This is a genomic window from Lacibacterium aquatile, assembly GCF_042683105.1.
Lineage (GTDB): Bacteria > Pseudomonadota > Alphaproteobacteria > Elsterales > Elsteraceae > Lacibacterium > Lacibacterium aquatile.
Genome location: NZ_JBHUIP010000003.1, coordinates 233239 through 257734 on the forward strand (window position 1 = coordinate 233239; position 24496 = coordinate 257734).

A 24496-nucleotide genomic window follows, 5' to 3' on the forward strand; every position below is an offset into this window, starting at 1 on the left:
CAAAACAGAACAAGCATGCTACTCTCGCGCCCGGTAATCGGAGTTTAACCATATGTCTTATCTTGCCCAGAAATTGCGCGAAGCGATCCAGGCCTCCAAGGGTGACCGTAATGCGGCGGCCCGACGCCTGATGGCGATGGCGTCAGAGGACCTCAATCTGCTGCGCGCGATCACGACCCCCTATCTGCAGGGGATCGCCTTTGCCTTGGTGGAAAAGGCGATGGGCAAACAACCGAGCACCATGCAGGTGGCCCCGAATGGCGCCGTCCAGCGGCCCGGCCCCACGGCTGCCCCGGTGCGCCGTCCGGGTGGTCCGGCCGGTGCCTTGCCCAAGGAAACCCTCGACGCCATCGTCGATAAGCTGGACCGCAATATGCCCGCCCCGCCCAAGCCGCCGGCCAAGAGCCCCTCGACTCCGGCCGAGGCGCTCGCCAATCTCGGCATCGATCCCAAAGGTCCGCCCCCGACCAAGGCTGGTCAGCAGCATAAGGCGGCGATGGTGGAAATGGCCAAGGCCTTCAAAAAGTTTTGACGGCGTTCGTCCGGCGGCGATCTGCGTCGTTGTTTCCGATGCTCAGATCCTCACGTACCCGAGGTACGCTCCGGTCTTGTGCTCGGAAACGCCTAGCAGCTCATCCACCGGCCTTCACTTCTAAAGCCCGAAAATAAAAACTCGTCATCCCGCACTTGATGCGGGATCTCGTGTGGCCGAACCGCGTCGCTTACTTCACCTTGGGGTGAAAGAACGACTGCATCTTCAGGTCCGCCATGGCAAAGACGCCATGGCCCTGGATCACTTCCCCGACCTTGAGCGTCAGATTACGCGCGGTGCCGACGCCCTTGAGGACGCTGCCGCGTTCATCCGCCTCCCCATGGGTATGGTCGCCTCCGCTGCTCAAAACACAATCCTGCACGGCAATCGGCCCCAGGATCTGGCAGCCGTCACCCACCGATACCTCGGCATAAAGCGTGGCGCCGCGCTGAAACCGCCCTTTGGATCCAACGGTGATCTTGCCGCCCTTCCGGTTGGCGATAGCCGTGAAACATCCGTCTCCGAACTGGTTGCCGTCGCCGATGGTGATAGGACCGGAGGCAGCCTCCACATAGCTGCCGGGATGGAAGCGATTGCCGTCGCCCACCGTCAGGGACTGCCCTTCAGCACACAGAAGCTGGGTATTCGGGAACAGGATATTGCCGCTGCCGATCTGGGCGCGCGCCGAGATCAACGTCGAAAACGGGTCGTGGACGATATTGCCCCGCGCCGACAGCGCCAGGGTCTGGGCAATCGTCAGCAGGCCCTGGGCAAGTCGTCCGGCATCTATCGCGGCAATCAAGTCGGCAGTCATTCGGCGTCCCCGAAGTTATTGGCCGGGGGAGGATAGTCGATCGCGTCCCGGCTGCAATCCTATTGCCAGAATAGAATTTGCAAATCACTATCAAGCGCATCTTTTGCGGGTGGCAGTGATGATGGATGCAATTGTGGTAATGGTGGCTCAGGTTCAGGCGGGCGAGGTGGCTTTCGATATCAACAAAGCGCTCTCCCTGACGCGCACTGCCCGCTCTATGGGTCTTCAGGGCAAGTTCAAGGATGGTCACGATCTGCTGGATCAGGCCGAACGCCTGACGCCGCCCGATGGTCTGCGGGGTAAGGTCGCCATCGCGCTCGAACGCGGGCGCCTCGTCAATACCGGCGGCGATCCAGCGGGCTCAGTTCCCCACTTCCTTAAAGCCTGGACTCTGGCGGAAACCGGCGGGGAACCGTTGCTGGATCTGGCGGTCGACGCCTTGCATATGCTCGCCATCGTCGAGCCGGTGGATAAGGCCGAAGACTGGACAAAGCAGGCGCTTGCCCTGGCGGCGACCTCCAAAAACCCGATGGTCTCGGGCTGGAAAGGTCCGCTGCTGAATAACATCGGCTGGAGCAATTTCGACGTTGGTCGATACGAGCGTGCCCTGACGATCTTTGCCGAAGACGCTGCCTATCGCGACGAAATCAACCGTCCGCGCGAAGCCCGGATCGCCCGGTATGGCATTGCCCGTACCCTGCGTGCGCTCGGTCGGATCGACGAGGCGCTGACGCTCGATCTGCAACTGGTGAAGGATGCCGCCGACATGGGCGACGAGCCTTCGTTTGTGTTCGAGGAACTGGCCGAACTCTATGACGCCAAGGGCGACAAAACCCAGTCCGCCGCCTATGCCGCCAAGGCGCTGAACCGGCTGCGCAGCGACAGTTTCTTCGTCAAGGACGAACCGGTTCGGCTGAAGCGCCTGGAGGTATTGGCGGGATCCTAGACATCCCCTGACTCATGAGTCAGATAGATCGTTCGTTTGCGATTGATCTATCTGATGGATCAATCGGGGGCTTTCCAGTCGAAAGCCAGTTCTTCGCGGAAGGCGAAGCGTTCCAGGTGGCGGGCCATGACGCCGGCCAGCATCGTGGCGTCTTCGGCATTGCCCGCATCGACGGACATCAGCAGGCCTGCTGTATCGGCGGACAGGCGGCAGACGCCTGCATCGAAGGAGATCTGCCCCTCGTTCCCTTCGTAGGTCGCCGGGATCTTATGGGCGAAATGCTTGCAGAGCTGGATGAGGTAGCGGGTGCCGTGCTCAGTCGCGAGGCGGGTTTCCAGAATAGCCATGGTCATGCCTTTTCGATGGTGAGGGCGGCCTGATCCAGGGCGGCGGCTATGGCGTCGGCTTGAGCAGAGGTGAGGGTTCCGCGGGCAAACTTCAATCGCAAAGCGGTCTTCACATTTTCCATGGCGCGCTGGACGGCGGCGGGAGGTTCACGGCCTTCGGTCGCGCCCAGATGTTCCATGCGCTCCAGGATCGCAACGACGGTCGCGCGTCCGGCCTGCAGGGCGGCCTCGCCTTCCGGGGTGACGGCGAAGGTCTTCTTGGCGCCCTCGCTGGCGGTCTGGACAATCAGGCCCTGTTCTTCGAGCAGCGTCAGGGTCGGGTAGACGACGCCGGGGCTGGGGCTATAGAGGCCGCCCACCGTCTCTTCGATGGTCTTGATGATCTCGTAGCCCGAGCGCGGCTGGGCGGCCAGCAGATGCAGGACCAGCAGGCGCAGATCGCCATGTTCGAACAGGCGACCCCGTCCGCGACCCCGACCACCGCGTTCGTGATGGCGGCGGTGATGTTCTTCAAGCCAGTGGGTGAGACGTGAGAAGCGACGTTCGCGGCAGCTCTCCCGGCTCTCTGCGTTTGTATGATGGCCAAATCTCATGGATGTTCTCCGATAGGGTTTAGATAGTACGAAATAATAGATATATCGAAACTCTATCGCTTTCAAGAGGTCTTCGAAAGTTCTCGGCAGGTGCTAGGGTTTGCGCTGCGAAGCTAGGAGATCGGGATGTCGAAGCCTGGAAAATCGAACGGCCTGTGCGCAATCAGCGGTAAGGAATGGTCCAGCGACCATCTGGTCCCAATATCCCTTATCCGTCCGCGTCTTACGCGCCGGATGCGCCGCGATCATCCCGAACTGGCGGATACGGCCCTCATCAGTCAGGAAACGATCAATCACTACCGCCATCTCTATGTCGAGGAGCTGCTGGCGGCCGACGGCGGCGAGCTGACCGCGCTGGAAAGGGACGTTGCCCGCCGGATCGCCGACCAGGGCGCCGTCACCTGCAGCCTTGATATCGAGGTTCAGCGAACATTCGGCGAGACGGTTTCGGATGGGTTGGCGAGCTTCGGGGGATCCTGGAAATTCTTGATCAGTTTTGGTCTGGTCCTTGCTGCCTGGCTCATCGGCAATCTGGCGGCAGGCGTCCCCTTTGACCCCTATCCCTTCATCCTGCTCAATCTGGTGCTTTCCTGTCTCGCCGCCGTACAGGCGCCTATCATCATGATGAGCCAGCGGCGCCAGGAGGATAAGGACCGCCTGCGGGCGCAGAATGATTATCAGGTCAATCTCAAGGCCGAGTTAGAGATCCAATATCTCCATGAAAAGTTGGACCACCTTATGAGCCACCAATGGCAGCGCCTGGCGGAGATCCAGCAGATCCAGCTGGATCTCATGGAGGAGGCGCGTCGACCCCGGTGAGGCGGGCGGCGGCGGTCAGGGCATAACGTAGCATCACCGCTTTGCGCCGCGCTCCGGCCAGTTCCGAATGCACCGGATCGCGCAGGCAGTCGGCGCCATGGGGATCGGCGATGAACAGGCCGACTTCCGGTGGCAGAACCTCTTGGGGGAAAGCCTCGTCAACGGCAAAGGCGAAGCGATCGCAATACTCAAGGTAGGTCTGCCATTTTGCGTCCGCGCGATAGTCGGCCAGGCAGCTTTTGATCTCGATCACCCAGATCAACCCCTTACGGTCGACCGCCATGAAATCGACGCGTCGACCGGTCGCCAGCGTCACTTCCGGCACGCCGCCGACGCCGTAACATTCCAGGAAATAGCGCTGCATCCCGCGCAGAATTCGGCGAGCAGGCTCGGTCGGCAATTGCGGGATGGGGGAGAGAGATTGGCTCATGTTTCACATTAAGTTTGCCGGGGCAGCAGATTGAGCTTTATGCGATACTCTGTATTACACTAAGGTATCGCCGATGGTTGCGTGAAGGGGTTTAAGCAATGTCTCACTTGCGTCTTGTGTCCTCGACTGCGGATATCGATCCGGCCGCCGATGGTATCGCTTTTGCGGTGCTGGCCGAAGCGACGGCTCAGGTCGTGGGCGAAGTGAGCCGCGTGACCAAGGTCATCCGTACGGCGGTCAATGAAAGCGAGAATGGCCTGCCGGTCGGTCCTGTGCGCCGTGCCTGCTGCAAGGCCTTCGACAGCCTGCCCGGCTGGCAGCGCGCGCGCATCGCCGAAGCTGCCCTCACACGGGCCAGCGACGCGGCTTAGGTTTTTTGGCCCTCGCCTGAGCGGATGCCCCGCATCCTCGCCACGTGATCTGGGCCGCACCCTTAATGACTGATGGTAGCGACTTTCTTGAGTCATCATCCTCGGAGTTGATCCGAGGATGATGACAAACCGAATAAACATGAGCCCGCGTTCGAGCCTCGTGCGCGCTAGCGGGCTTGTTTGCCCGCCATCTTGAGGCTGCGCTCATAGACCTTCTGATAGGCAGCGGTGGCATAGTGCCAAGGGTCGTAATGGATACCCTTGCCCAAATGCTCCTGCACATAGATCTGGATATAGAAGGCTAGGGACGGGCCGATCCAGCCCAGGCGCATCACTTCGGGTAATTGTTCATCACTGCCGATGAGGAAGCGGGCGAACTGCTGGGGTTGCTGCGGGCGATCTTCTTCATGTTCGCGCGCCGCGCCCAGTTCGGCGGCATTTTCTGCTTCTTCCCATTCCTCCGTGCGCTGATCGGCAGGGCGCCGGGCGCGGGTTGGACGATTGGGGGAAAGCGAGCCCGGAGCGGGAAGGGCAAGCGGTGTCGTGATCGTGTTCATGAAGGACCGCTTACCCTGCCGTTATCAGGATTTGCCGAGACGTTCGATCTGTTGCTGCAACGCGTCGAGCTGGCGCTTCAGGTCCGCAACACCGGCTTCTTCGCCAGCGGCAGGCGGGCTTTCGGTGGTGCCCGGCATGCCTGATGCACCAGGGAAAGGCGAGAACATCTTCATCGCCCGCTCGATCATCGCGATATTCTGCTTCGACATCTGATCGAAGGAGCCGAAAGGAAACAGCCCGCCGAACGCATCCTGCAGATAGGAGCGCATCTTGTCCTGATTGCCGGTGAAGGTCTTCATCGCGGACTCAAGGTACGACGGCAGCAGCCACTGCATATTGTCGCCATAGAAGCCGATCAACTGACGCAGAAAGCTGATGGGCAGCAGATTCTGACCCTTCGATTCCTCTTCCACGATGATCTGCGTCAGAACCTGCCGGGTGATATCGTCACCGGATTTGGCGTCGAACACGACGAAGTCGATGTCCTCCTTGACCATCTGCGACAGGTTGTCGAGCGTCACATAGGAGGAGGTCGCCGTATTATAGAGGCGGCGGTTGGCATACTTCTTAATGGTGATCGGCGCTTTGCCGCCATTAGTTGTGCTGGTTCCGGCTTCCGACATGTCCCCCCGCTTGTTGGGATTTTCCCATTCGTTGCAACGCATCATGGGCGGCTTTGGTTGCCGTTGCAAGGTCCAGCGCACCCTTGGTTGTCGAAATGACGATGCCATAGAATTGCTGCTTGGCGTAGAAGCGGTGGCTGGCTATCGTCCCAGCCATGGCTGACGGCAAGGACCCAAAGGATGCGCCGCCCCCTGACCTTGCCGTGTTGGCCGAGCAATTCCTCGATCTCTGGCAAGGGCAGCTGACGGCATGGGCGAGCGATCCCGATCTCGCAGAACGCACCGCCCGCATGTGGGGCGCGTGGGCTATGCCTTTGCGTGCCGGAACCATGCCAGGGACTGGGGCTGGCGCCATGCCGGATGCTGCGCATGCTGCAACGCCCACAGCCGCCGAGTTTGCGCAGCATGAACCGCAGCAAAAACAGGATCGGGCCGAGGCCGCTGCCGCTCCATTTGGCGAGCTGCTGGGCGAGCTACGCCAGCTCTCTACCCGCCTTGGCGCTCTGGAACAGCGGCTTGCCGATCTTGAACGGGCAGAGCGGGAACGGGCAGGACGCCGCCCTGAAAGCAGCCCTCGAAGCAGGCGGCGTCGACCCTAGCGGTTTTGCTGCTGCCGTGGAGGTGGCGGGCCGTCGCCGCATGGCGTCATTTCTGGCCGGGGTGAAGGCCTATCAGCAACATCCCTATCGTCGCGATCTGCCCGAGCCGCCCGTGTTGTGGCAAGAGGGCGATATCCGTCTGCTCGACTATGCCCCGGATGCGCCGCCCGGAACGCCGGTGCTGCTGGCGGTGCCGTCACTGATCAACCGTGCCTATATTCTCGACCTGATGCCTGGCCGTAGTCTGATGCGTTGGCTGGCGGAGGTGGGGATACGCCCCTTGCTGCTCGACTGGGGGGCACCGGGTGAGGCCTGCCGCGATTTTACCCTGACCGACTATGTCTGCGGCCCGCTGCTCGACGCGCTGGCCGTTGCCAATCGCTTAGGCCCGGTCAATCTGCTCGGCTACTGCATGGGCGGCCAACTCGCGCTCGCCGCCGCCCAGCAGCCGGGAGCGGAGGTGGAGCGGCTGACCTTGCTGGCCACGCCCTGGGACTTCCATGCCGATGGTGACAGCGCCCGCCGCCTCGTCGCCGCGCTGCCGGGGTTGAAAGCCACCATCGACTGGTGGGGCGGTCTGCCGGTTGACGCCATCCAGATGCTGTTTGCCGGGATCGATCTCTGGCAGATCAACCGCAAGTTCGAGGCTTTCGGACGCATCGATCCGGCCAATCCCAAGGCAGAGGCTTTTGTGGCGCTGGAGGATTGGCTGAACGATGGGGTGCCGCTGGCGCCGAGTGTGGCCCGCGAATGCCTGGAAGGCTGGTATGGCGACAACAGCCCGCAGCAGGGGCGTTGGCGTATTGCCGGGCGGCCGGTGCTGCCATCGCGCTGCGATATTCCCACTCTGGCCATCATTCCGGCCCAGGATCGTATCGTGCCGCCACAGAGCGCGCGGGCGCTGGCCGATGCGCTGCCGCTGGCCACCACACTCGATGTGCCGCTGGGCCATATTGGGATGATCGTCTCCGGCGCTGCCCCCAAAAGGGTATGGCCGTTGGTGAGAGAGTGGGTGACGGGCGGCGCGTCTCCCGTGTAGGCTTCGCAACCGCGATAAGAAAAACCAGTTGTAAGGGGATTCGTCCATGACCGACGTCGTTATCGTCAGTGCCGCGCGCACACCCATTGGTTCCTTTAACGGCGCCCTGTCGAGCGTTCCGGCCCATGTTCTCGGCACTGTTGCCATCCAGGCCGCGCTGGAGCGCGCCGGGGTTGCCGCTTCGGATGTCGATGAGGTTATCCTGGGTCAGGTTCTTGCCGCAGGTGCCGGTCAGAACCCGGCCCGTCAGGCCGCCATCGCTGCGGGCATTCCGCAGGAAAAGACCGCGTTCGGCATCAATCAGCTCTGCGGTTCGGGGCTGCGCACCGCTGCATTGGGTTTCCAGGCTATCAAGAGCGGCGATGCCAATATCGTCGTCACCGGCGGTCAGGAAAGCATGAGTCAGGCTCCCCACGCCATGAACCTGCGCGGCGGCACCAAGATGGGCGACGCGCAGATGCTGGATACCATGATGAAGGACGGTCTGGTCGACGCCTTCCACGGCTATCCCATGGGCAACACGGCCGAGAATGTCGCCCAGAAGTGGCAGTTGTCGCGCGACGAGCAGGACCAGTTCGCGCTCGCCTCGCAGAACAAGGCCGAAGCCGCCCAGAAGGCTGGCAAGTTCAAGGACGAGATCGTTCCGGTCACCATCAAGACCCGCAAGGGCGACGTGGTGGTTGCCGATGACGAATATCCCAAGCATGGCACGACCATTGACAGCCTGACCAAGCTGCGCCCGGCTTTCTCCAAGGAAGGCACGGTCACGGCCGGTAACGCCTCGGGCATCAACGATGGTGCCGCTGCCGTTGTGCTGATGAGCGCCGAAGAAGCCAAAAAGCGTGGCCTGAAGCCCCTGGGCAAGATCGTGTCCTGGGCGACCGCTGGCGTCGATCCCGCCATCATGGGTTCAGGTCCGATCCCGGCTTCGCGTGAAGCTCTGAAGAAGGCCGGTTGGACCGTTGCCGACCTTGACCTCATCGAAGCCAACGAGGCTTTTGCCGCCCAGGCCCTGGCCGTCAATAAGGACATGGGTTGGGATGTCTCGAAGGTGAACGTCAATGGTGGCGCCATTGCCCTGGGTCATCCCATCGGGGCCTCGGGCGCCCGTGTGCTGACCACGCTGCTCTATGAAATGCAGCGCCGGGATGCCAAGCGCGGCCTTGCGACCCTCTGCATCGGCGGTGGCATGGGTGTCGCCATGTGCATCCAGCGCGACTGACGCTGGCGCCTTAGCTTAGAAGAAGCCCCGCGGCGGTAATGCTGCGGGGCTTTTCTTTTGGCAACTCTCTTGGAGCTCCTCACCTGCTCTTGGCGTGGGCTCTCAGGTAGATGGCCGCATCGTCCGTCTTTTTGTCTTCTATCAACATCTTGTCAAAGACGGACAACCAACAAAACTCGCCATCATCGCAACGATGCGAAAGTTCCTATTCACACTCAACGCTATCCCTTTAGACGGCTCGGGATAGAAAACAGCTTACACTCGATTTCTTGCCTCGACGATGGTGGCCTTTGGGACAAACCTCAAACCGTCAGCGTCACCTTATTGAGATGCGGCGGGCTGTCGGGGTCGCGGCCGCGCTGGCGGGCGATGGCTTCGACCAGAGGATAGAAGCTCTGCAGCGCCAGGATCGGATCGAGGTCGGTATCGCCGGACACGGTCAGCGGCAGGGCGCCAGACCAGCGTTCCGGATTGCCAACCACCACGACCGAAGCACCGCGCCCCTTCATCTCGGTCGCGAGCGCCAGCAGGCTTTCCTCGGCAGGCCCCGGCAAGGCCAGGATCAGCAGCGGATAGCCCTCGCCGACCAGTGCCATCGGCCCGTGTTTGATTTCGGCGCCGCTGAAGGCTTCGGCCTGAATGCCGGTGACTTCCTTGAACTTCAGCGCCATTTCCAGCGCAATCGGGAAGCCCGGACCGCGACCGACCACCATCAGCTTGTCGGCAGGGGCCAGAATCGGCAGCGCCTCGCGCCAATCAGTCCCGGCAGCCTTGCGCAGCAGCATCGGCAGGGTTTCCAGCTCGTCGGCAAGGGCAGAGTCATCTGCGACGGCGGCGATCAGGCGGGCCTGGGCGACCAGGCTGCAGAGCACACTCTTGGTCGCGGCAACCGATAGCTCGGTATCGGCATGCAGCGGTACGACGAATTCGGCGACATCGGCGAGCGGCGAATTGACCTTATTGACGAAGGCCGCCGTCACCGCGCCCTTGGCGCGCAAGGTACGCAGGGGTTCCACGACATCCGGGCTGCGGCCCGATTGCGAGACGGCGAAGGCAGCAGCCCGGCTAGCCTTCAGCGGCGCTTCATAGACCGACAGCAGCGAGGGCGGCAGCGACGCTGCGATGGTGCCAAGGCGCCGCATGATCAGATAGAGCCCGTAGGCGGCAGCATGGTCCGATGACCCGCGCGCAACAGACAGCACGACGCTGGGCGATACATCCTTCAGGCGCGCGGCCAAGGTTTCATAGAGCTTGGCATCGTTCGCCAGCAGCTCGGCCACCCGGTCGGGCGCCTCCAAAGCCTCGCGCAACATATGTGACATGGTAGACCCTTGACCCTTTCTAACTGGCAAAATCGACCGCAGGCGCGCCGCGCACTTCGGTCCCACGGCTGAGCTCCGACACAAGGTCGTAACGGTCGCCGCGATAGTAGGAACGTGTGAACTCGACCGCCGATCCACCAGGGAGGAAGGCGATGCGGGAGATATAGAGCAGCGCCAGCCCCGGCTTGACCCCCATCAGGGTCGCCTGCCGTTCGGTGGCATTGACGGCGCGGATATGCTGAAGCGCGCGCACCGGGGCTGTCCCCTGACCGCGCATATAGCTGTAGAGCGAGTCCTCCAGCACCGTCGGATCGGGCAGATAGCGGCTGGGCAAGGCGGAGACTTCAATCGCCATCACCTCGTCATCCGCCAGACGCAGGCGCGACAGGCGGGCAATCGCGGTGCCGGGCGCGAGCCCCAGGGACAATGCCTCCTCCGGCGTGGCGATGGAAAGCTCCCGCGACAGCCATTTCGAGCCCGGCGTCATGCCGCGCGCCCGGATCTCCTCGGAAAAGCTGGCCAGCGTGGTGGCCGGATGCTCCATGGGACGGGCGACAAAGGTGCCGGATCCCTGGCGGGTGGTCAGGATGCCCCGGTCGATCAGCAGCTCCACCGCCTTGCGGGTGGTGACGCGGGAGACGGCGACGCTTTGCGCCAGCACCCGTTCGGGCGGCAGCGCCTCCCCCGGCAACCAGCGCCCGGCGCGGATGGCGTCGGTGATATTCTCGGCCAATTGGATATAGAGCGGGGTGCTGCTCGCCTCGTCGGGTTTCAGTTCGGCGATCAACGCATCGATTTCGGTCGGCAGCTTCCGGCTCATCGGGGAATGGTATCCTCTCGTCGGGCGAGGATGAGGGCACCGGCCGCCGAATCGCCCTTGGGCGCCCGCAACCGGCGGCTGAGGCGATAGGGCAGACGGGGAGCGATGATCCCGGCCAGCCCGCCCAGCAGGGCCAGCGGCTGCGCATCGGCGGGATCGACAGCACCGACCAGCCGCGTGATCTCGTAGGCCGCCTCGTCGAACATCTTTAAGGCTTCCGCATCGCCCTCGGCAGCGGCAGCGGCGGCAATCGGGGTAAGGGCGGCGAAGGTCGCCTGATTGGCGACACCAACCCAATCGAACAGGCTTTTGCGATCCGGCCCGATCTTCTCGAGGATCTTCTGGGCCAGCGGTGTCATATCGTGGCGACCATCGATGGCCTGTTCGGCTAGCCGCGCCAGCTTGACCCCGATCCAGGCCCCGCCGCCCTCGTCACCGCTGGGGAACCCCCAACCGCCCGCCTCGTGATAGTGGCGGCGGTCATCGAAGGCGCAGGCGAAAGTGCCGGTACCGATCCCGACCACCACGCCCGGCTCCCCGCCATGGGCGCCGACCAGGCTGGTATAGGCATCGGTTTCGACCCGGCAACGCCAGAGCTTGGGCGCCGCATGTTCAAAAGCGGTCCGCCAGGCAGGCACATGCGCCCCGGCCAGCCCGAAGCCCAGCACGGCGAACTCCGGCTCGAAACCGCTATTGCCCAATGCTGCTTCGATGGCGGTCTGGATCGAATGCCACGCGACCGTGGGGCCTTGAGACAGCTGCGCCGGACCGCCGGTGCCTTCGCCGATCAGGGTCCCATCCTCGGCTTCGACGCGCGCGCGGCAACCAGAGCCACCGCCATCGACGCCGATGTAGAAACGCTCGCTCATGCAGCCCTCCGGTCCAGGACCACACCACCGCGTTGGCCGGTTTCCTTGCCATCGCGGAAGGTCTCCACACCATTCACGAAGACGGCGCGGATACCATGGGCCTGCTGCAGGGGACTATCGAAGGTCGCGCGATCAATGACCGTGTCGGGATCGAACAGCACCAGATCGGCAGCCAGCCCGACCTTCAGACGACCGCGATCCTTGATGCCGAAACTGTCGGCGGCGAGCCCGGTCATGCGGCGCACAGCCTCGGCCTGGGTAAAGAGGCCGATCTCGCGGGCATAGAGTCCCAGCACACGGGGGAAGGTCCCCCAGAGGCGGGGATGCGGATGGGCATCGTGGGGCAGCCCGTCGGACCCGATCATGGTGTGCGGGTCGCTGAGCACCCGGCGCACATCGGCCTCGTCCATCTGGAAGAAGACGGCACCGGCTGGATGCAGCTTCTTCGCGGCCTCCACCTGGGCGATGCCCCATTCTTTGGCGATATCAGAGAGATCGCGGCCCGCCATCTCCGGGAAGCTTTTGGACCAGGCGATCAGGATGCGGATCCGCTCGTCCACCATATCCGGCTCAAGCACGGTCGAGCCCGCGATATAGGGATAGGCGTCCTGGGCCAGGGGCTGATGTTTACGGCGCTCGGTCAGATAGGGCAGCGTCTTCAGCGTCTTGCCCCAATTGTCCGGCCCGGCGCATTTATGGTGGGAGATGACCAGCGGCAGCCCCGCCTCCTTGGCGGTATCGGCAGCCTCTGCCAAAGCATCGATCACTTTTTCATATTCGTCGCGGATATGGGTCGTATAGACCCCGCCGTGTTTGGCGGCGACCTTCGCCATCTGGGTCAGTTCGGCGATATCGGCATTGGCGCCCGCCTTGTAGAAGACGCCCGACGACAGCCCGAGGGCGCCCGCCTGCATGCCTTCTTCCAGTAGCGCTTCCATCGCTGTGCGCTCGTCTGCCGTGGTGGGGCGGAACGGCGTATCCATGGTGGCGACACGCAGGGTCGTATGGCCGATCAGCACGCCGACATTGATCGCGGGTTTGGAGGCCGTGACCGCCGCGCGATAGTCGGCGAACGTGCGGTGGCGATAGTCCGCCTTGCTGCCCAGCAGGGTCAGCGGCGCGGGCGGTTCGGCATCGGGGACCAGCGGCGCGAGGCTGATGCCGCAATTGCCGGTGATGACCGTGGTGACGCCCTGGCTGACCTTCGGGGTCATCTCCGGATAGTCGCGCACCAGCCGGTCGTCATGGGTATGCACGTCGATGAAACCGGGGGACAGGGCCATCCCCTCGGCATCCACCACTTGCGTCGCGGTGCCGTCAACATCCCCCACCCCGACGATCTTACCGCCCGTCACGGCCAGATTGCCGCGATAGGGCTCCCCGCCATCGCCATCGAGCAGCAGGGCGTTCTTGATCAACAGGTCGTAGGAGGCTGTTTCAGGCATCGGTCAATCCAGGCGTTTGCCGCTATCGGCGTCAAAGAGATGCAGATGGCCCGGCTCGATCATCAGATGGATCGCCGCGCCGGGGGCCAAGGGTACACGTTCGTGGGAGACAGCGGTCAGCTTGTTGTTGCCGATGGTCGCATAGAAATGCGTTTCGGCACCCGTCGGCTCCACCAGATCGACCGTGGCGGCGATGCCTTGCCCGGCAGAGGTAATCTTCACATGCTCAGGGCGGATGCCGACGACGACTTTCTGCCCCGCCTTGGCGCTGGTCGCCGGAGCCTGGAAACGTCCGCCGCCGTCCAGTTCCACATAGGGACCGGTCGCATCGCCCGCCAAGGTGCCCTTCAAGGTCGACATGGAGGGCGAACCGAGGAAACCAGCCACAAACAGGTTCGCGGGCTTGTCATAGAGGTCGAGCGGACGGCCCATCTGTTCGATCCGTCCGCCATTCATCACGACGATCCGGTCGGCGAGCGTCATGGCTTCGATCTGATCATGGGTCACATAGATGACCGTATTCTTCAGGCGCTGATGCAGGGCCTTGATCTCGGCACGCATCTGGACGCGCAGCTTGGCATCGAGGTTCGAGAGCGGCTCGTCGAACAGGAACAGCGAGGGCTCACGCACAATGGCACGGCCCATGGCGACACGCTGACGCTGACCACCCGACAGGGCGCGCGGCAGGCGCTTCAGATAATCCCCGAGGTTGAGGATGCCCGCCGCCTTATTGATACGGGTGTCGGTATCGCCCTTATCTTCGCCGCGCAGCTTGGGGCCGAACGCCATATTGTCGTAGGCGGTCAGATGCGGATAAAGCGCGTAGGACTGGAAGACCATCGAGATATTGCGCTGTTGCGGCGGCAGATCATTGGCGACCACGCCGCCGATCTTGAGCGTGCCGTCGCTGATCGATTCGAGCCCCGCCACCATGCGCATCAGCGTGGTCTTGCCGCAGCCGGACGGGCCGACCAGCACACAGAACTCGCCATCCTCGATATCCAGATCGACGCCATGCACCACGGGAACGGAGGCATAGCTCTTGCGGATGGCCTGTAATTCGACGCGTGCCATGACGGCCCCTCCCTTTTCTTATTCGTTTTCGAGTGTCAGTTCGGCAGTCATGACGGCATTGCCCGCCATCAGACCACCATCGACCGGGATCATCGCGCCCGTGATCATGCGCGCGGCATCGGACGCCAGGAACAGGGCAACCCCCGCGATATCGTCGGGGTCGGAGACGCGGCGCAGCGGATACCATTTCTTCAGACGTTCGAAGACTTCCGGGTTCTTCTGCATGCGGCCTTCCCAGGCAGGCGTGCGCACGGTGCCGGGGCAGATCATATTGGCGCGCAGACCCTGCGGCCCGAACTCCACCGCCAGCGACTTGGTATAGGACAGCAGGGCCGCCTTGGCCGCGCTATAGATCGGATGGCCCAGGGTCGTCAGACCATTCACCGATCCGATCACGACGATAGCGCCGTTGCCCGACGCCAGCAGCCCGGCGCGCACCGCCTCGACACTATTCACGGTGCCATAGAGGTTGATCTCCGTCTCCCGCGCCCAATCGGCCGGGCTGGCGACGGCGAGGCTCAGGACTTCGGCAATCGCGGCATTGGCGATCAGCACATCAACCGGCCCGGTCTTGGCCACCACGTCAGCCACAGCCTTGGAGGTTGCGGCGGCATCGGTCAGATCGGCAACGGCCGGAACGATCCCCGGCACTTTGGCGAGGGCCGCCGCATCGCGATCAAAACCGATGACCGTGTCGCCAGCGGCGATGAACTGACGGCAGAGCGCCTGCCCGATCCCACCTGCTGCACCAGTGATAAGGACGACGCGCCCGCTCATGCTGTTTCCCCTGTCAAAAGCGCGCCCAAGGCATCCAGGTCCGCGCGCCGTAAATGGCCGTGATTATAGAAGCCGATATCGTCAAGGCCGAGAGCCTGCAGACCTTTCAACGCCGCCGCCGTCTCGCCGATGGAAAGGTCGGGATGGCCGGGCCGCAGGATGACCCGCAGACGCTCTGTCCCGCCGATCCGCGCAATAGTATCGACCGCATCGGCGATGACCCGGCCCGCAGTCGGCTCGTAAGCGCAGATCGACAGGCTGTCCGCCCCTTTGGAAAGCGCCGCAAGATCGCTGCCCTCCGCCCAAGCACCCGCCGTTGGCCGGGCCACACTGGGGATAACCGATAGGCTTTTATCGGCAGGCATGACGGCCCGAATTCGTTTCACCAGGGTGCTGACCGTGAAGCAGCGCCAACGGATGAAGCTGGCCAGTTCCGGCCGCGTCGCCAGTTCAGCCATCCACCAGGCCCCCGCCATGCCGGGATCAGGATCGGCCGGGCCATTGAGGAAATTATCGACAGACGTCGCGACCCAGCGCTTCAGAGCCTTGGCATCGATGCCGGTGTCGCTGGCCTTGGTGACGCAGGTATCGCAGAAGCAGAGCGACAGCATCCCGTCGAGCCAAGGCTGGTTCCGTACCTGCTGAAATTCGTGATGATCGCCATGGACCTGCGGCAACCAGCCCGGTGTCTCCAGGGTCAAGCCCGTCACCGGCTGGCGGGCAGCATCGGCCGACAGCGCCACGGCATATTCGGCAACGGCATCATTCGCAGGACAGAGGCTGAAACGCAGACCATCCCCAAAGGCATTGCGGGCGATCAGGTCAGGGTTTTCGATGCCAAGGCGGCTGTTGTGCAGCAGCACCGTCCAGCCTTCGACCGGCAGGCCCGTCGCGGCGAGATCGGAGACCGCCCGGCGAGTCGGAAGATCGCTGACCGGCACCGGCTTCAGGCGGCCGTATGACGCGAGGTCCGGTTCGAAATAGACCGTGCCATCCTCGGGATAAAACACCTTGCCGCTTGTGCCCTTGGGGCGCAGGAATTTCCCGGCATGGTAGCTGACCGCCACCGCCGCGTCGGTCATACCCAGTCGTCGCGCCTCATCGGCAAAAGCTTGCGCGCCGCTTTCCGCAATATCCCAGGCATAGGCGAACAAAGTCCGGCGCATCGTTACTTCCCGTCGTTCAATAGCACCAATAAGAAACCAATTCAGCGTGTTACCGCCATCACCTTGTTAAAGCCCTGAAACTTGGCCCCATAAATGTCACCAACAAAAGGCCTCCATGTGTTTTCCGCAGGCCAGTGAAACCAATTTGACATGGCTGATAAAATTGGTATTAGATTGCACCGCGCCGGTCAAGGGGAACCGGACGCGCTCAAAATGTGCGGCTACAGAACCGCCAAATAGGCCCCACGGCTTTCATTTGAAGGGAATTTGAGATGCAAGGGATGTTCAAGCGTCTGCGGATCGGCACAACCTCCGCGCTTGTCCTCGGCGCCTCCGTGCTCGGGCTTACCTCCGCCGCCGAAGCTGGCAACGTTCGCGTGAAGGTGACGTTCTACAGCGCTGCGACCGAGCCTTATTTCAAGAAGATGGCCGAGGAGTTCAATAAAAAGAACCCCGGCACCACCATCACCATCGAAATGGTGAACTGGGACGATATGCGTCAGAAGCTGACGACCGATCTGACCGGTGGCACCCCGCCCGACATTTCGATCATCGGCACCCGCTGGCTGGTCGATTTCGTGGCCGATAATCAGGTCGAAGACCTGGATGCCCATATGGATGCGGCCTTCAAGGACCGCTTCATCGGCACCTTCCTGTCGCCCGGCCAGATCCAGGGCAAGACCTATGGCCTGCCCATCGCCGCCTCGGCCCGCGCGCTCTATTACAACAAGGACCAGCTGACCAAGGCCGGTTTCCCCGATGGTCCCAAGACCTGGGATGACGTGGTCGCCGCTTCCAAGAAGATGAAGGAAGCAGGTCAGGCCGGTTTTGGTCTGCAGGGCAAGGAAGTCGAAACCGACGTCTATTACTACTATGGCCTCTGGTCCAATGGTGGCGACGTGATCGGCAAGGACGGCAAGGCCGCCTTCAATTCGCCCGCAGGCCTTAAGGCGCTGAACACCTACAAGACGCTGGTCGACGGCGGCCTGACCCAGGCCGGTCCGACCTCGCATTCGCGTGAAGACGTCCAGAACCTCTTCAAGCAGGGCCGCGTCGGCATGGTCATCACCGCCCCCTTCCTAATCAACCAGATCAAGAAGGAAGCGCCGGACCTGAAGTACGGCATCACCTCCATCCCCTCGGGCGGGACCACCACCACCTATGGCGTCACCGACTCGGTCGTGATGTTCAAGGACAGCAAGGTGAAGAAGGAAGCCTGGGCGTTCCTCGACTATCTCTTCACCAAGGACCCGCGCATTGAATTCACCAAGGGCGAAGGCTTCCTGCCGACGACCAAGGCTGAAGCGGCGGATCCGTACTTCACCGGCAATAAGGAACTCCAGACCTTCGTCGACATGCTGCCGAGCGCCAAGTTCGCGCCGCTGGTCGCCGGATGGGAAGACACTGCGACCGCCGTTACCCGCGCGGTTCAGTCGGTCTACCTGGGTCAGGCCAAGCCGGAAGACGCCCTGAAGGCAGCCGAAGCAGAAGCCAACAAGGGCTTGGGTAAATAGCCTAAGACTTGTCTCTAGCGACCGGGAGTGAGCACGCTTACTCCCGGTCTTTTATTCTCGGCTGGACGGTAATCGCCCGCATGCTGCGTCGCTATCCCTCGCTTGTTCCCTGGTTGCTGATCGCCCCCGGCTTTATCCTGGCCGCGCTGATCATCACCTATCCTTTCATCGATATCGTGAAGGTGTCGCTGCATGACGTGAGCCGTTTCGGCCAGCTGCGCGACTTCAACGCGACCGGCAATTTCAGCCGCGTTTTTGCGGATCCGCTGTTCTGGCAGGCCCTGGTCCGCACGATGTGGTGGACGGTGCTGGTCGTCGGCGGCACGCTGGCCTGCTCGCTGCCCATCGCCCTGATCCTGAACGAGAATTTCATCGGGCGCGGCGTCGCCCGCACCATCGTGATGCTGCCCTGGTCGGTGTCCCTGACCATGACCGCCGTTGTCTGGCGCTGGGCGCTGAACGGCGAATTCGGCATGTTCAATGCGACGCTGCAGTCGCTGGGCATCATCGACACACCCATCGTCTGGCTCGCCTCGGCCCAGACTGCCTTTCCGATGCAGGTGATCATCGGGATCCTGGTCTCGGTCCCCTTCACCACCACGATTTTCCTGGGCGGCCTCTCATCGGTTCCCGGCGATATCTATGAGGCGGCCAAGCTCGACGGCGCGACCTCCTTCCAGCAGTTCCGCACCCTGACCCTGCCGCTGATGAAGCCGTTCCTGACCATGGCGACAGTGCTGAACGTCATCTATGTCTTCAATTCCTTCCCCATCATCTGGGTGCTGACCCAGGGGGGACCGGCAGACGGGACTCACATCCTCGTCACCTACCTCTATCACCTCGCTTTCCGCCTCGGAAAACTGGGCGAGGCGGCGGCCGTCTCGCTGGTCATGCTGGCGATCCTGCTGGCCTTCACCATCATCTATGTTCGCCTCGTCGGGCGCGAGGAGGACGCAGCATGAGCGGCAAATATCCCCCCGGCATGATCAAGAAAAGCCTGCTCTGCTGGCTGCTGCTCTCGCCCATCGTCATCGCCGTTCTCTTCCCCTTCGCGGTCATGATCTCGACCGCGCTGAAGCCCGCGACCGAGGTGATGATCTATCCGCCCGCGTGGCTGCCCTCGACCCCGCGCTGGCAGAATTTTGTCGATATGTGGAAGGCGACCGATTTCGGCAGCGCCCTCTGGAACAGCATTTTCGTGTCGGTCAGCGCCACCATCGTCGCCCTGGTGGTCGCCATTCCGGCGGCTTACGCGATGGCGCGCTTCCGCTTTGCAGGCAAAAGCGTCTTCCGCCAGTTCCTGCTGATCACGCAGATGCTGTCGCCCATCGTGCTGGTGCTGGGTCTCTTCCGCCTTGCCGCCGGTTTCGGGATGATCGACACCCATGGCGCGCTGATCCTGGCCTATGCCGCCTTCAACATCGCCTTCGCCGTCTGGATGCTGCAAAGCTATTTCGCGACCATCCCGCGCGATCTGGAGGAAGCGGCCTGGCTGGAGGGCGCCGGTCGCTGGCGCGCGGCCATCGTCGTTTTCCTGCCGCTCGCCACGCCCGCGATGGCAGTGACCGCGATCTTCACCTTCATCAATGCCTGGAACGAGTTCGTGGTGGCGCTGACCCTGCTGCGCTCGAAAGAAGGCTTTACCCTGCCGATCCAGGTGTTCGGCCTCGTCGGCGGGCGCTATACCGTGGAATGGGACCAGGTGATGGCCGCGACGCTGGTTGCCACCCTTCCCGTTTCGATCCTCTTTGCCTGGCTGCAGCGCTTCCTGGTGCGCGGCCTGGCCCTTGGTGCGGTGAAATAGATGAGTAAGATCCATTACGGCTCGCAGCCTTCAGGCGCGGGCGGCAACAAGCTTCCCTTCTCTCCCGCTGTGCGGGCGGGCGATTTCGTCTATGCCTCCGGTCAGGTGGCGATGGATGAGCGCGGCGAGATCGTCTATGGCGGTATCGAAGCCCAGACCCATCAGACGATGAAGAACCTCGAGAAGGTGCTGGCCCTGGCGGGCTGCACCCTGGCCGATGTGGTGAAGGTTACCGTCTGGCTGGCCGATACGCGGGATTTCTGGAGCTTCAACCGCACCTATATCTCCTATTTCCCCGGCGACCCGCCCGCGCGCTCCTGCGTGCGGTCGGACATGATGGTCGACTGCAAGGTCGAGATCGAGGCGATCGCCTATAAGCCGGTGGCTTAAAACAAGAACTGTCATCCCGCACTTGATGCGGGGGTCTCCATCCAGTTGTGTTGGTCGTCACCCCGGGACTTGATCCCGGGGTCTCCTCCGGGGGCATTTCCACGCTGTCGGAGTTAGAATTGGACAAGCTCCCGGAGGAGATCCCGTGGTCAAGCCACGGGATGACGGTGATTTTAGGCAGCTTGCCCTGAAAGATTCTTTCTGGGTTCAGCTGCCCCCGCCTCTAAGGCACTCTCCTGAAAACCCTCAGGAGGAACCCCATGCAGCTCTTCTCGCTTTCCGGCAAGGTCGCGCTTGTGACCGGGGCCAATACCGGCATCGGCCAGGGCATCGCCATCGCACTGGCAGAAGCCGGGGCGAGCGTGGTTGGCGTTGGGCGCTCCTCCATGGAAGAGACCGCCGCCGAGATCGCCAAGCTGGGTGGCAACTTCGCTGAAGTGAAGGCCGACCTGGGATCGATCAAGGTCATTCCCGGCGTGATCGAAAGCGCGCTCAAGGCCTTCGGGCGCCTGGATATCCTGGTCAATAACGCGGGCATCATCCGCCGCGCCGATGCCCTGGAGTTCACCGAGGAAGACTGGGACGCCGTCATCGACGTAAACCTGAAGAGCGCTTTCTTCCTGGCCCAGGCGGCGGGGCGGCAGTTCGTGGCGCAGGGGTCGGGCGGCAAGGTGATCAATATCGCCTCCCTCCTCTCCTTCCAGGGCGGGATACGCGTCGCCTCCTATACGGCTTCCAAGAGCGGTATCGACGGGCTGACCAAGCTGCTGGCGAACGAATGGGCGGCCAAGGGCATCAACGTCAACGGCATCGCGCCGGGCTATTTCGTCACCAACAACACCGAGCAGCTGCGTGGGGACGAGAAGCGCTTTGCCGATATCTCCGCCCGCATTCCGGCAGGTCGCTGGGGTAAGCCGGGCGATCTGGCGGGCGCGGCGGTGTTCCTGGCGTCAGCGGCGTCGGACTATGTGCATGGCATCACCCTGCCGGTCGATGGCGGCTGGCTGGGGCGTTAGACTCTTTACGTTGGCCTACCGCTTCGCTGCTTGAGGGGTAGGCTCTTTGCGTTGGCCTACTGCTTCGCTGCTTGAGGCCGTTTCCCCCCAAAAAAACACCGTCATCCCGTGGCTTGACCACGGGATCCCCTCCGGGGGCATTTCAACAGATATCGAAACAGAATTGGACGGGCTCCCGGAGGAGATCCCCCGTATAAAGCGGGGGATGACGAGCTGCTATCAAACCCTCGCCACCGCCTGCTCGTCGGCATCGAACACATGCAGGTGCTTCAGGGGCAGGCTCAAGGCGATCTCCTCGGACGTGATCTCCACCTGCTCCGGCAGGGTCAGGATCAGTTCGCCGAGGCTTTCCGAGCGGGCATAGATCACCGTCTCGTTCCCGAGATGCTCGATATGGCGGACGGTGGCCTTTGGCCCCGACCCATCCTCAGAAAGCTGCACATGCTGCGGGCGGATGCCGACCGTCACCGCTGCGCCCGCCTGGGCATACCCCGGATCGACCGGCGCTTCGATCACCGCGCCATCGGCAAGACGGATCGAGACATGGCCATTCGACTGCCCGATCACCGTGCCGTCCAGGAAGTTCATCTTGGGCGAGCCGATGAAACCGGCGACGAACTTGTTGGCCGGACGGTTATAGAGATCGAGCGGACGGCCGATCTGCTCCACCTTGCCGGCGCGCAACACAACGATCTTGTCGGCCAGCGTCATGGCTTCGACCTGATCATGGGTCACATAGATCATCGTGGCCTTCAGGCGCTTATGCAGGGCCGCAAGCTCCGTCCGCATCACGACGCGCAGTTCGGCATCGAGGTTCGAGAGCGGTTCATCGAGCAGGAAGACGCCGGGGCGACGCACGATGGCACGGCCGATGGCGACACGCTGACGCTGACCGCCCGAAAGCTGGCGGGGCTTGCGCTCCAACAGGTGGTCGATCTGCAGCATCTTGCCGACCTCCTCCACCCGCAGCGCAATCTCCGCCTTGGGCATGTTGGAGTTTTCGAGGCCAAAGGCGAGGTTCTGCCGCACGCTCATATGCGGATAGAGGGCATAGGACTGGAAGACCATGGCGAGGCCCCGGTCGGCGGCCGAGGTATCGTTCACCCGCACGCCATCCAGCAGCAGGTCGCCGCCGCTGACCGTCTCCAGCCCTGCGATCATACGCAGCAAAGTGGACTTGCCACAGCCGGACGGGCCGACGAAGACCACGAACTCGCCATCTTCGATTTTCAGGTCGATCCCATGGATCACCTGGACGGGACCATAGGCCTTGGCGACCTGTTTCAGCTCTACATCGCTCATTTATTTCATCCCGGTACCGGCGATGCCGGTGGTCACGAACCGCTGGAGGAAGACGAAGACCAGGATGACGGGGATCATGGTCACCATCGTCATCGCCAGCACGTAATGCCATTGCACGTTAAGCTCGCCCGAGAAGGCCGATAGGCCCACGGGCAGGGTGTAAAGCTCCTGCCGCGACAGCACGATCAGCGGCCAGAGGAAGTCGTTCCAGCGCCACATGACCGAGAAGATCGCCAGCACGGCCAGCGCGGGTGCCGCCAGCGGCAGCACGATGCGCCAGAAGATCTGCCATTCGGATGCCTTGTCCATGCGGGCGGCATCGATCAGCTCGTCCGGGATGGTCAGCATATATTGGCGCAGCAGGAAGACCCCGGTCGGCGTCGCCACCGTCGGCAGGATCACGCCCCAGAGACTGTCGAAGAGATTGAGCCCGCGCACCACCATATAGACCGGCACCATGATGACCGACAGCGGCACCATCAGGGTCGCCAGGATCACCATCATCACCGCCGTCCGCCCCTTGAACTGATATTTCGACAGGGCATAGGCGGCCATGGAGTTGATCAGCAGGGTGATCAGGGTGGCGCAGACGGTGACGAAGATCGAATTGCGCAGGAATCCGAAGAAATTGAAGCGTTCCAGCGGGTCGGTGTAGTTCGACCAGGCAAACGTCACCTGCTTCACCGGCTGACGCTTGTCGATGGGGACGCGCACCTGCACCTGCGGATTATCCGGATCGACCATGGTCGCGACGAGGCCGATACGGCGGACCTGCGCCATCACCTTCTGGCTGCCGTCCTCCAGCGTGACGGTATAAAGCTCCAGCGGCTTGTCATGCCCGGCGACGATGCGCGTCTCGGTCTGGGTCGGCATCAGGGAGGGCGGGAATTCGGACAGGGCTGCGCGGGTCTTGAAGGAGGACAGCCCCAGCCAGACCACCGGCCCCATCATCACGATCAGCCCAAAGGCGAGCCAGATCCAGGCCAGCACGTCGGTGAAGTGCCACCGGTCGCCGCCCTTGCGACGCAGAAGGAAGGCCGCAACGCCGCTCATCGGTCCTGTTCCTTCTTTTCCTTACGGGCCGACAGGCCAAGCTGCACCATCGTCAGCACCACCAGCACACCGCCCATCACCAGCGATGCCGCCGACGCCAGACCCATATTGCGGATCTGCGAGGCGAAACCGGTCTCGTAGATATATTGCACCAGGAACTGGGTCGAGGTGCCGGGTCCACCGCCGGTCAGGATATAGACCTCGTCGAAGACCTGAACCGCCTTGATCAGCGCCAGCACGATCACGACCAGCATATTGGGCCAGAGCAGCGGCAGGGTGATGCGGCGGAAAGCGCGGAATTTCGAGGTGCCGTCCATTTCGGCGGCTTCATAGAGATCGGCGGGAATCGCCTGCAGACCTGCCAGCAGGATCAGGGCATAGAAGCCCAGATGCGCCCAGACCGACACGAAGATTGCCCAGACCATGGCCCATTGCCGGTCGGCGAGCCAGATCACCCGCTCGAACCCAAGCTCCATCAGCCCGGCATTCAGCAGCCCGTCGCGTTGCAGGACCCACTTCCAGATCAGGCCAACGACTACGGGCGACAGCAGCACTGGGAAAAAAAACACCGACCGCCAGAAGGCGCGGCCGCGCATCTTGCGGTTCAGCACCAAAGCCGTTGCCAGCGAGGCCAGTACGAGCATCGTGACCTGCACGACGACAAAGACCACGGTGTTATGCACGCCCTGCCAGAAACCATCCTGCTGACAGGACTGCGGCTTCATATAATCGCCACAGGTGAAGAGCGCGTCATATTGCGCCATGCCGACGAAGGGGCGGTTTTCCAGGAACAGCTCGTTCCCGCCGGTGGTCGAATAGACGATATTGAGGGCCATCGGCAGCAGCACGAAGGTCCCGAAAATCAGCATGTTCGGGGCGAGGAAAGCCACCGCCATCCCGCCGAATCCAAAGCGGCGCTGCAGGAAGGCGAACGGCAGGCCGATCACATCCATCACCGCCTTAAAGGGGTGCCAGAGGAAGCCTAAGCCGCGCGCAAGCGCGCCGGGGGGCGGGGACGAAACGGAAGCCATGGAAGCCACTTCTGTAAGCG

The 24496-nt window shown here is 62.7% G+C and carries 28 protein-coding genes; 12 read left to right on the forward strand and 16 right to left on the reverse strand.

Going from position 1 to position 24496, the window contains the following annotated elements:
• Positions 1-52: 52 nt before the first annotated feature.
• A complete protein-coding gene (locus tag ACFSM5_RS03050) occupies positions 53-532 on the forward strand; it encodes a hypothetical protein (RefSeq protein WP_379874763.1) in 480 nt (159 codons plus the stop codon).
• Between the two features lie 190 nt (positions 533-722).
• On the opposite strand, the gene ACFSM5_RS03055 is transcribed toward ACFSM5_RS03050, so the two are convergent.
• The gene (locus ACFSM5_RS03055) at positions 723-1346 is read right to left on the reverse strand and encodes an LbetaH domain-containing protein (protein WP_379874764.1); all 624 of its coding nucleotides are present in this window, start codon (positions 1344-1346) and stop codon (positions 723-725) included.
• A gap of 118 nt (positions 1347-1464) precedes the next feature.
• On the opposite strand from ACFSM5_RS03055, the gene ACFSM5_RS03060 reads away from it, so the two are divergent.
• Entirely contained in the window at positions 1465-2292 is an 828-nt protein-coding gene (locus ACFSM5_RS03060) for a tol-pal system YbgF family protein (RefSeq protein WP_379874765.1), read from the forward strand.
• Positions 2293-2351: 59 nt separating this feature from the next.
• Here the strand turns inward: ACFSM5_RS03060 and ACFSM5_RS03065 are convergent, their stop codons facing one another.
• Both ACFSM5_RS03065 and ACFSM5_RS03070 read right to left on the reverse strand, forming a co-directional pair.
• A complete protein-coding gene (locus tag ACFSM5_RS03065) occupies positions 2352-2639 on the reverse strand; it encodes a DUF2218 domain-containing protein (RefSeq protein WP_379874766.1) in 288 nt (95 codons plus the stop codon).
• A 2-nt stretch (positions 2640-2641) separates the two neighbouring features.
• Positions 2642-3232, reverse strand: a complete 591-nt coding sequence (locus tag ACFSM5_RS03070) for a PadR family transcriptional regulator (protein ID WP_379874767.1) — start codon at positions 3230-3232, stop codon at positions 2642-2644.
• Positions 3233-3358: 126 nt separating this feature from the next.
• Here ACFSM5_RS03070 and ACFSM5_RS03075 point away from each other — a divergent pair, with 126 nt between their 5' ends.
• Positions 3359-4051 (forward strand): DUF1003 domain-containing protein, encoded by a 693-nt coding sequence (locus tag ACFSM5_RS03075; RefSeq protein ID WP_379874768.1) that lies wholly within the window; start codon positions 3359-3361, stop codon positions 4049-4051.
• Here the strand turns inward: ACFSM5_RS03075 and ACFSM5_RS03080 are convergent.
• Complete coding sequence (locus ACFSM5_RS03080) at positions 4023-4481, reverse strand: MmcB family DNA repair protein (RefSeq protein ID WP_379874769.1); 459 nt, start codon at positions 4479-4481, stop codon at positions 4023-4025. The two genes, ACFSM5_RS03075 and ACFSM5_RS03080, sit on opposite strands and share 29 nt — an antisense overlap.
• Before the next feature lie 98 nt (positions 4482-4579).
• Between ACFSM5_RS03080 and ACFSM5_RS03085 the strand changes: the two genes are divergently transcribed.
• Positions 4580-4852, forward strand: coding sequence for a hypothetical protein (locus ACFSM5_RS03085; protein ID WP_379874770.1), 273 nt, complete (start codon positions 4580-4582; stop codon positions 4850-4852).
• A gap of 167 nt (positions 4853-5019) precedes the next feature.
• Here ACFSM5_RS03085 and ACFSM5_RS03090 read toward each other — a convergent pair whose 3' ends face one another.
• Together ACFSM5_RS03090 and phaR are read right to left on the reverse strand one after the other, a co-directional pair.
• Complete coding sequence (locus ACFSM5_RS03090; RefSeq protein WP_379874771.1) at positions 5020-5409, reverse strand: hypothetical protein; 390 nt, start codon at positions 5407-5409, stop codon at positions 5020-5022.
• 24 nt (positions 5410-5433) lie between these two features.
• A complete protein-coding gene (gene phaR, locus ACFSM5_RS03095; RefSeq protein ID WP_379874772.1) occupies positions 5434-6033 on the reverse strand; it encodes a polyhydroxyalkanoate synthesis repressor PhaR in 600 nt (199 codons plus the stop codon).
• A 155-nt stretch (positions 6034-6188) separates the two neighbouring features.
• Between phaR and ACFSM5_RS03100 the strand changes: the two genes are divergently transcribed.
• Genes ACFSM5_RS03100 through ACFSM5_RS03110 form a run of 3 tightly spaced genes read left to right on the forward strand, consistent with a single transcriptional unit; the run spans position 6189 to position 8893 of the window.
• Positions 6189-6632: a hypothetical protein gene (locus ACFSM5_RS03100; protein WP_379874773.1), complete on the forward strand. Its 444-nt coding sequence runs from the start codon at positions 6189-6191 to the stop codon at positions 6630-6632.
• Complete coding sequence (locus ACFSM5_RS03105; protein WP_379874774.1) at positions 6550-7671, forward strand: alpha/beta fold hydrolase; 1122 nt, start codon at positions 6550-6552, stop codon at positions 7669-7671. Before ACFSM5_RS03100 ends, ACFSM5_RS03105 begins: the two co-directional genes overlap by 83 nt.
• 46 nt (positions 7672-7717) lie before the next feature.
• Positions 7718-8893 carry an acetyl-CoA C-acetyltransferase gene (locus tag ACFSM5_RS03110; protein WP_379874775.1) on the forward strand — a complete coding sequence of 392 codons (1176 nt, stop codon included), beginning with the start codon at positions 7718-7720 and terminating at the stop codon, positions 8891-8893.
• Between the two features lie 302 nt (positions 8894-9195).
• Here ACFSM5_RS03110 and ACFSM5_RS03115 read toward each other — a convergent pair whose 3' ends face one another.
• The 7 genes from ACFSM5_RS03115 to ACFSM5_RS03145 are packed head-to-tail and all read right to left on the reverse strand — an operon-like array spanning position 9196 to position 16366.
• Positions 9196-10215 (reverse strand): SIS domain-containing protein, encoded by a 1020-nt coding sequence (locus tag ACFSM5_RS03115; RefSeq protein ID WP_379874776.1) that lies wholly within the window; start codon positions 10213-10215, stop codon positions 9196-9198.
• A 19-nt stretch (positions 10216-10234) separates the two neighbouring features.
• Positions 10235-11035 carry a GntR family transcriptional regulator gene (locus ACFSM5_RS03120; protein WP_379874777.1) on the reverse strand — a complete coding sequence of 267 codons (801 nt, stop codon included), beginning with the start codon at positions 11033-11035 and terminating at the stop codon, positions 10235-10237.
• Positions 11032-11904 carry a glucosamine kinase nucleotide-binding domain-containing protein gene (locus tag ACFSM5_RS03125; RefSeq protein ID WP_379874778.1) on the reverse strand — a complete coding sequence of 291 codons (873 nt, stop codon included), beginning with the start codon at positions 11902-11904 and terminating at the stop codon, positions 11032-11034. The genes ACFSM5_RS03120 and ACFSM5_RS03125 overlap by 4 nt, the downstream gene beginning before the upstream one ends.
• Positions 11901-13349, reverse strand: coding sequence for an N-acyl-D-amino-acid deacylase family protein (locus ACFSM5_RS03130; RefSeq protein WP_379874779.1), 1449 nt, complete (start codon positions 13347-13349; stop codon positions 11901-11903). Before ACFSM5_RS03130 ends, ACFSM5_RS03125 begins: the two co-directional genes overlap by 4 nt.
• Before the next feature lie 3 nt (positions 13350-13352).
• Entirely contained in the window at positions 13353-14423 is a 1071-nt protein-coding gene (locus ACFSM5_RS03135) for an ABC transporter ATP-binding protein (RefSeq protein WP_379874780.1), read from the reverse strand.
• Between the two features lie 18 nt (positions 14424-14441).
• Positions 14442-15200, reverse strand: coding sequence for an SDR family oxidoreductase (locus ACFSM5_RS03140; RefSeq protein WP_379874781.1), 759 nt, complete (start codon positions 15198-15200; stop codon positions 14442-14444).
• Positions 15197-16366: a hypothetical protein gene (locus ACFSM5_RS03145; RefSeq protein ID WP_379874782.1), complete on the reverse strand. Its 1170-nt coding sequence runs from the start codon at positions 16364-16366 to the stop codon at positions 15197-15199. Before ACFSM5_RS03145 ends, ACFSM5_RS03140 begins: the two co-directional genes overlap by 4 nt.
• A 272-nt stretch (positions 16367-16638) precedes the next feature.
• On the opposite strand from ACFSM5_RS03145, the gene ACFSM5_RS03150 reads away from it, so the two are divergent.
• From ACFSM5_RS03150 to kduD, 5 genes are all read left to right on the forward strand, one after another.
• Complete coding sequence (locus tag ACFSM5_RS03150; RefSeq protein WP_379874783.1) at positions 16639-17880, forward strand: ABC transporter substrate-binding protein; 1242 nt, start codon at positions 16639-16641, stop codon at positions 17878-17880.
• A gap of 80 nt (positions 17881-17960) precedes the next feature.
• On the forward strand, positions 17961-18842 hold the full coding sequence (locus ACFSM5_RS03155) for a carbohydrate ABC transporter permease (protein ID WP_379874784.1): 882 nt from the start codon (positions 17961-17963) through the stop codon (positions 18840-18842).
• Positions 18839-19684 carry a carbohydrate ABC transporter permease gene (locus tag ACFSM5_RS03160; protein ID WP_379874785.1) on the forward strand — a complete coding sequence of 282 codons (846 nt, stop codon included), beginning with the start codon at positions 18839-18841 and terminating at the stop codon, positions 19682-19684. The genes ACFSM5_RS03155 and ACFSM5_RS03160 overlap by 4 nt, the downstream gene beginning before the upstream one ends.
• A complete protein-coding gene (locus ACFSM5_RS03165; RefSeq protein WP_379874786.1) occupies positions 19685-20074 on the forward strand; it encodes a RidA family protein in 390 nt (129 codons plus the stop codon).
• Between the two features lie 260 nt (positions 20075-20334).
• Positions 20335-21090, forward strand: coding sequence for a 2-dehydro-3-deoxy-D-gluconate 5-dehydrogenase KduD (gene kduD / locus ACFSM5_RS03170; RefSeq protein WP_379874787.1), 756 nt, complete (start codon positions 20335-20337; stop codon positions 21088-21090).
• Positions 21091-21309: 219 nt separating this feature from the next.
• On the opposite strand, the gene ACFSM5_RS03175 is transcribed toward kduD, so the two are convergent.
• From ACFSM5_RS03175 to ACFSM5_RS03185, 3 genes are read right to left on the reverse strand one after another with little or no spacing between them, the layout of a single operon-like run.
• Positions 21310-22392 (reverse strand): ABC transporter ATP-binding protein, encoded by a 1083-nt coding sequence (locus ACFSM5_RS03175; RefSeq protein ID WP_379874788.1) that lies wholly within the window; start codon positions 22390-22392, stop codon positions 21310-21312.
• Entirely contained in the window at positions 22393-23445 is a 1053-nt protein-coding gene (locus ACFSM5_RS03180; RefSeq protein ID WP_379874789.1) for a carbohydrate ABC transporter permease, read from the reverse strand.
• Positions 23442-24476: a carbohydrate ABC transporter permease gene (locus ACFSM5_RS03185; RefSeq protein ID WP_379874790.1), complete on the reverse strand. Its 1035-nt coding sequence runs from the start codon at positions 24474-24476 to the stop codon at positions 23442-23444. The genes ACFSM5_RS03180 and ACFSM5_RS03185 overlap by 4 nt, the downstream gene beginning before the upstream one ends.
• Positions 24477-24496: the final 20 nt, after the last annotated feature.

Coding starts and splice junctions, on each gene's coding strand:
- ACFSM5_RS03175 (WP_379874788.1), bottom strand. CDS start 22,392: ATGAGCGATGTAGAGCTGAAACAGGTCGCCAAGGCCTATGGTCCCGTC.
- ACFSM5_RS03070 (WP_379874767.1), bottom strand. CDS start 3,232: ATGAGATTTGGCCATCATACAAACGCAGAGAGCCGGGAGAGCTGCCGC.
- ACFSM5_RS03185 (WP_379874790.1), bottom strand. CDS start 24,476: ATGGCTTCCGTTTCGTCCCCGCCCCCCGGCGCGCTTGCGCGCGGCTTA.
- ACFSM5_RS03055 (WP_379874764.1), bottom strand. CDS start 1,346: ATGACTGCCGACTTGATTGCCGCGATAGATGCCGGACGACTTGCCCAG.
- phaR (WP_379874772.1), bottom strand. CDS start 6,033: ATGTCGGAAGCCGGAACCAGCACAACTAATGGCGGCAAAGCGCCGATC.
- ACFSM5_RS03165 (WP_379874786.1), top strand. CDS start 19,685: ATGAGTAAGATCCATTACGGCTCGCAGCCTTCAGGCGCGGGCGGCAAC.
- ACFSM5_RS03085 (WP_379874770.1), top strand. CDS start 4,580: ATGTCTCACTTGCGTCTTGTGTCCTCGACTGCGGATATCGATCCGGCC.
- ACFSM5_RS03060 (WP_379874765.1), top strand. CDS start 1,465: ATGATGGATGCAATTGTGGTAATGGTGGCTCAGGTTCAGGCGGGCGAG.
- ACFSM5_RS03120 (WP_379874777.1), bottom strand. CDS start 11,035: ATGAGCCGGAAGCTGCCGACCGAAATCGATGCGTTGATCGCCGAACTG.
- ACFSM5_RS03115 (WP_379874776.1), bottom strand. CDS start 10,215: ATGTCACATATGTTGCGCGAGGCTTTGGAGGCGCCCGACCGGGTGGCC.
- ACFSM5_RS03155 (WP_379874784.1), top strand. CDS start 17,961: ATGCTGCGTCGCTATCCCTCGCTTGTTCCCTGGTTGCTGATCGCCCCC.
- ACFSM5_RS03140 (WP_379874781.1), bottom strand. CDS start 15,200: ATGAGCGGGCGCGTCGTCCTTATCACTGGTGCAGCAGGTGGGATCGGG.
- ACFSM5_RS03110 (WP_379874775.1), top strand. CDS start 7,718: ATGACCGACGTCGTTATCGTCAGTGCCGCGCGCACACCCATTGGTTCC.
- ACFSM5_RS03180 (WP_379874789.1), bottom strand. CDS start 23,445: ATGAGCGGCGTTGCGGCCTTCCTTCTGCGTCGCAAGGGCGGCGACCGG.
- ACFSM5_RS03075 (WP_379874768.1), top strand. CDS start 3,359: ATGTCGAAGCCTGGAAAATCGAACGGCCTGTGCGCAATCAGCGGTAAG.
- ACFSM5_RS03135 (WP_379874780.1), bottom strand. CDS start 14,423: ATGGCACGCGTCGAATTACAGGCCATCCGCAAGAGCTATGCCTCCGTT.
- ACFSM5_RS03090 (WP_379874771.1), bottom strand. CDS start 5,409: ATGAACACGATCACGACACCGCTTGCCCTTCCCGCTCCGGGCTCGCTT.
- ACFSM5_RS03145 (WP_379874782.1), bottom strand. CDS start 16,366: ATGCGCCGGACTTTGTTCGCCTATGCCTGGGATATTGCGGAAAGCGGC.
- ACFSM5_RS03130 (WP_379874779.1), bottom strand. CDS start 13,349: ATGCCTGAAACAGCCTCCTACGACCTGTTGATCAAGAACGCCCTGCTG.
- ACFSM5_RS03065 (WP_379874766.1), bottom strand. CDS start 2,639: ATGGCTATTCTGGAAACCCGCCTCGCGACTGAGCACGGCACCCGCTAC.
- ACFSM5_RS03100 (WP_379874773.1), top strand. CDS start 6,189: ATGGCTGACGGCAAGGACCCAAAGGATGCGCCGCCCCCTGACCTTGCC.
- ACFSM5_RS03050 (WP_379874763.1), top strand. CDS start 53: ATGTCTTATCTTGCCCAGAAATTGCGCGAAGCGATCCAGGCCTCCAAG.
- ACFSM5_RS03160 (WP_379874785.1), top strand. CDS start 18,839: ATGAGCGGCAAATATCCCCCCGGCATGATCAAGAAAAGCCTGCTCTGC.
- kduD (WP_379874787.1), top strand. CDS start 20,335: ATGCAGCTCTTCTCGCTTTCCGGCAAGGTCGCGCTTGTGACCGGGGCC.
- ACFSM5_RS03125 (WP_379874778.1), bottom strand. CDS start 11,904: ATGAGCGAGCGTTTCTACATCGGCGTCGATGGCGGTGGCTCTGGTTGC.
- ACFSM5_RS03080 (WP_379874769.1), bottom strand. CDS start 4,481: ATGAGCCAATCTCTCTCCCCCATCCCGCAATTGCCGACCGAGCCTGCT.
- ACFSM5_RS03150 (WP_379874783.1), top strand. CDS start 16,639: ATGCAAGGGATGTTCAAGCGTCTGCGGATCGGCACAACCTCCGCGCTT.